Annotated in this window: 5 protein-coding genes; all 5 read right to left on the bottom strand. The window is 58.2% G+C overall.

Features of this window, described 5'->3' with window-relative positions; genetic code table 11:
* Positions 1-1007, bottom strand: a 1007-nt coding sequence (tilS, locus tag lacNas_RS11925; RefSeq protein ID WP_201346897.1) for a tRNA lysidine(34) synthetase TilS, incomplete at its 3' end; no start/stop codon positions are given.
* Positions 1008-1060: 53 nt separating this feature from the next.
* On the bottom strand, positions 1061-1414 hold the full coding sequence (locus lacNas_RS11920; protein ID WP_201330485.1) for a S1 RNA-binding domain-containing protein: 354 nt from the start codon (positions 1412-1414) through the stop codon (positions 1061-1063).
* Positions 1414-1794, bottom strand: a complete 381-nt coding sequence (locus tag lacNas_RS11915; protein WP_201330484.1) for an FtsB family cell division protein — start codon at positions 1792-1794, stop codon at positions 1414-1416. Before lacNas_RS11915 ends, lacNas_RS11920 begins: the two co-directional genes overlap by 1 nt.
* 67 nt (positions 1795-1861) lie before the next feature.
* Positions 1862-2104 (bottom strand): RNA-binding S4 domain-containing protein, encoded by a 243-nt coding sequence (locus lacNas_RS11910; RefSeq protein ID WP_201330483.1) that lies wholly within the window; start codon positions 2102-2104, stop codon positions 1862-1864.
* A 30-nt stretch (positions 2105-2134) separates the two neighbouring features.
* Positions 2135-3800 (bottom strand): transcription-repair coupling factor (gene mfd, locus lacNas_RS11905; protein ID WP_201336207.1); only part of this gene is annotated, 1666 nt, incomplete at its 5' end.

The following is a 3800-nucleotide window of genomic DNA, read 5'->3' as shown; positions in this document are numbered from 1 at the left end:
CTCAAGAGAAAGCAGCGGCCCTGAAACCAAAAGGGCCGGTCAGCTTCAACTGCTTGTCTGGCCGCAGCCGGCGGCTGCTTGGCCGGGTAGAGCCAGTAGTGCTTCTGGTAGAGCTGCAGGTGCAAGCCGGCCTTCTCCTGGCTTTGGCCGCTGGCCAGCAGGCGGCGGCTGAACTGGACTCTTTTATTGTACTTTTTTTGCACGAAATTCTCCAGGTATGCCTTAAAAAGCTCCGTTTCCGCCTCGCTGGCCGCCCGCGGAATCCGCCAGCCGCCAAACAGGGCCTGCGGCGCGGGCAGGCTGGCCGCGGTCCGGGCAAAATAGTCTTCTGCGGCCGTCATTTCCTGGCTGAAGCGGCAGGCATTGGCCAGAATTCCCGGATTCTCTGCCTTCAAGAGCGGAATCACTTCCCGGCGCAGGCGGTTGCGAGCCGTAATGTCTTCCGAGTTGGTCGAGTCTTCCACGTAGTCCAGGCCCGCGGCTGCCGCATAAGCCAGCAGTTCCGCCTTGCTGAAGGCCAGAAGCGGGCGGACCAGCTTGACCGGGCCGCGCCGGCTCACGGGTTTCAAGCTGTTCATTTCCCGGGGAATACCCGAGCGGATCAGCTTGAGCAGGATGTTCTCCAGCAAGTCGTCCCCGTGGTGCGCGGTCAGCAGGCAGTCTGCCTTGATCTGCCGCGCGGTCGCCAGCAAAAAGCCATAGCGGTACTCCCTGGCTGCTGCCTCAAGGCCGCGGCGCGGGTGCAGGGACTTGGGCCAGACGCTTTCGTAAAGCGGAATCTGGTATTTCCGGCAATAGGCGCGCAAAACCCGGCCTTCTTCCCAGCTGTCTGGGCGCAGCTGGTGGTCCAGATGGGCCGCGGCCAGGCTGAAATTGCCCGGCAGGCGCCGCATAAGGTCGAGAAGCGCCATTGAGTCCGGTCCGCCGCTGACGGCAACCAGAAAGCTTCCCTTTAAGGGCAGCCCTTCTTCAGCGAAAAAGGCGGCCAGTTTGTCTTTAATGTCCATGATTATCCTCAATTCCTGCTTCAAATGAAAAGACTGGTCCCCCAGGACCAGTCTTAGTTCAGAGCAGCTTCAAGCTGCTTGATTTCAGTTTGCGCCTCCTGGTCCACACGGTTGAGGACAGAGGCAAAGTCACGCGGCTTCAAGCTGCTGAATTGATTCGTCGGATCCTGCAGATCCGGATCATTGACGCGGCGCAGCGACAGGTCCAGCCGGCCCTTGCGCAGGTTCTGAATGACCACCCGCACCTGGTCGCCTGCCTGCCAGCGCTGGCGTTCTCTCGGCCAGTCGTCGCCAAAATCGCTGTGGTGAATCAAGCCGCTCTTGTGCTTGGGCAGGGTCACGAAAATCCCCAGATCCGTCACGTTGTTGATCACGCCGTCAAGGCGCTGGCCAACCCGGTAGTTCATCAGTTATCGCCCTTTTCTTTAATGTTGTAGACCCGTTCGCCGCTCTTGGTGTACTTGTACTTGTAGCGAATCACCTTGGCAACGTAGTCGCTGTCTTTCATGTCATCGCGCTCATTGGTCAGCTTCTTCTTGGTGGACTTGGCCTTGGCCAAGGCAGTCTGGCTCTGGCTGACCTGTTTTTCGATCTTGGCCGTCCGGGCCTTGGTTACCGCCAGCTGAAAGCCGAGCACGGCAAAGGCCAGCAAAATCAAGGCGATGATCCGGTTGCGCCGGACCCGGTGGACCTCTCTGAATTTGATTTGCCGCTTCTTCAGCCGGTTGACCTCCCGGTCAGGCCGCAGCGGCGTTACGTTTTGACGCTTTTGCTTGTTGTTCCCCATCACTGTCTGCCCTTTATCCTAAAATCATATAATAGATCTAGTATATCAGCTTAAGCGAAAAAAGTCATTAGTCAACCAGCTCGTATAAGTCGCCAGCTTCCGACTTTTTGGTCGTTTCGCGCAGGTCCAGGACCCGGGCTTTGATCACTCTGGTGCCATAGGCAACTGCAATCACGTCGCCAACCACGACATTGTAGCTGGACTTGACGGTCTTGCCGTTGACGCTTACTCGGCCTTGGTCGGCCATTTCCTTGGCAACGGTTCTTCTTTTGACCAGGCGGGAAATTTTCAAAAATTTGTCGATTCTCATGGTTTTCTCCTGTTTTCTTTCTAAATGCGGCTAGCGCTGCACGATTTTGGCTGCGGCCTTGGCAAAAGTATTCAGTTCCGCGAACATGCTGCGGCGGTTGACCTGGTCTGGCAGCAGCAGGGTCACGGTCAGCCGCTTCTGCCCGTCCAGGGCGATCCGCGCCTTCCAGGAAACGTGTTCCAGGGCCTTGAAGACGTTCGGCCCTTCCATTTCCCGGCTGGCAGCGGGGCTGAAGACCAGCTTGACCTGGTTCTTCTGCTTGATCAGGGTCAAGATCTGGGCCAGGTCGCAGACTGCCTTCAGGCTGGCCACGTTCAGCAGGTTTTCAACGGCGGCTGGATAGTCGCCAAAGCGGTCCAGCAATTCGTCTTCGATGTCTTCCCGGTCCTGCTGGCCGCTGATAGTCTTGATCTTCTTGTAAAACTCGATCTTCTGCTCCTGGTCGGCAATATAGTCGCTTGGAATGTAGGCTTCCAGGCCCAGGTCGACTTCGGCATTGCTCTTTTTGACCGGCTTTTTGCCCTGGCGCTCCTTAATGGCGTCAGCCAGCATCTGTGAGTAGAGGTCGTAGCCGACGCTGTCAATGAAGCCATGCTGCTGGGCCCCCAGCATGTTGCCGGCCCCCCGGATGGAGAGGTCGCGCATGGCGATCTTGAAGCCGGCGCCAAGTTCGGTGAAGTCCCGGATGGCATCCAGTCGCTTTTCCCCCACTTCAGTCAGCACCTTGTTGGGCTGGTAGAGGAAATAGGCGTAAGCCAGACGGGCGCTTCTGCCGATGCGGCCCCGCAGCTGGTAAAGCTGGCTGAGCCCGTAGTGGTCGGCGTCCTCAATGATCATTGTGTTGACGTTGGGCATGTCGATCCCGGTTTCGATGATGGTGGTAGTGACCAGGATGTCGAATTCCCGGTCCAAAAAGCGGCTTAGGATGTCCTCAAGCTGGTTTTCGCTCATCTGCCCGTGGGCGTAGGCAATCCGCGCTTGCGGCAAAAGCTGCTCCAAGCGCGCCACCGTTTCTTCAATATCGCCGACGCGGTTGTGCAGGTAAAAGACCTGGCCGTCCCGCTGCATTTCCCTTTGACAGGCTTCCTTGACCGTCGCCGGCAATTGCTCGAGGACATAGGTCTGGATCGGGTACCGGTTCTGCGGCGGCGTTTCCATGACCGACAGGTCTCTGATGCCGATCATGGACATGTGCAGCGTCCGCGGAATCGGCGTGGCCGTCAAAGTCAGCACGTCGATGTTCGTCTTCAGCTGCTTGAGCTTTTCCTTGTGGGCCACGCCGAAGCGCTGCTCTTCATCGATGATCAAGAGGCCCAGGTCCTTGAAGCGGACGTCCTTGGACAAGATCCGGTGCGTGCCGACCACCAAATCGATGCTGCCGTCTTTTAAGCCGGCCACGATCTGCTTGCTTTCCGCCTGCGTTTGAAAACGCGACAGGCTGGCGATTTCCACCGGGAAGCCCTTGAAGCGGTCCTTGATGGTCTGGTAGTGCTGCTGGGCCAGGATGGTCGTCGGCACCAAAAAGGCAACCTGCTTGCCGTCACAGATGGCTTTGAAGGCCGCCCGCATGGCCACTTCGGTTTTGCCGAAGCCCACGTCGCCGACCAGCAGCCGGTCCATTGGCTTGGGCTTTTCCATGTCAGCCTTGATTTCGGCACTGGCCCGCAGCTGGTCGGCCGTCGGCTCATAAGGGAAG

Source organism: Lactobacillus nasalidis (assembly GCF_016587775.1).
In the GTDB taxonomy this organism is placed as follows: Bacteria; Bacillota; Bacilli; order Lactobacillales; family Lactobacillaceae; genus Lactobacillus; species Lactobacillus nasalidis.
Note: the sequence above shows the minus strand (reverse complement) of the source record. Positions and strands in the feature narration are given on the sequence as shown.

Coding starts and splice junctions, on each gene's coding strand:
- lacNas_RS11915 (WP_201330484.1), bottom strand. CDS start 1,794: ATGGGGAACAACAAGCAAAAGCGTCAAAACGTAACGCCGCTGCGGCCT.
- lacNas_RS11920 (WP_201330485.1), bottom strand. CDS start 1,414: ATGAACTACCGGGTTGGCCAGCGCCTTGACGGCGTGATCAACAACGTG.
- lacNas_RS11910 (WP_201330483.1), bottom strand. CDS start 2,104: ATGAGAATCGACAAATTTTTGAAAATTTCCCGCCTGGTCAAAAGAAGA.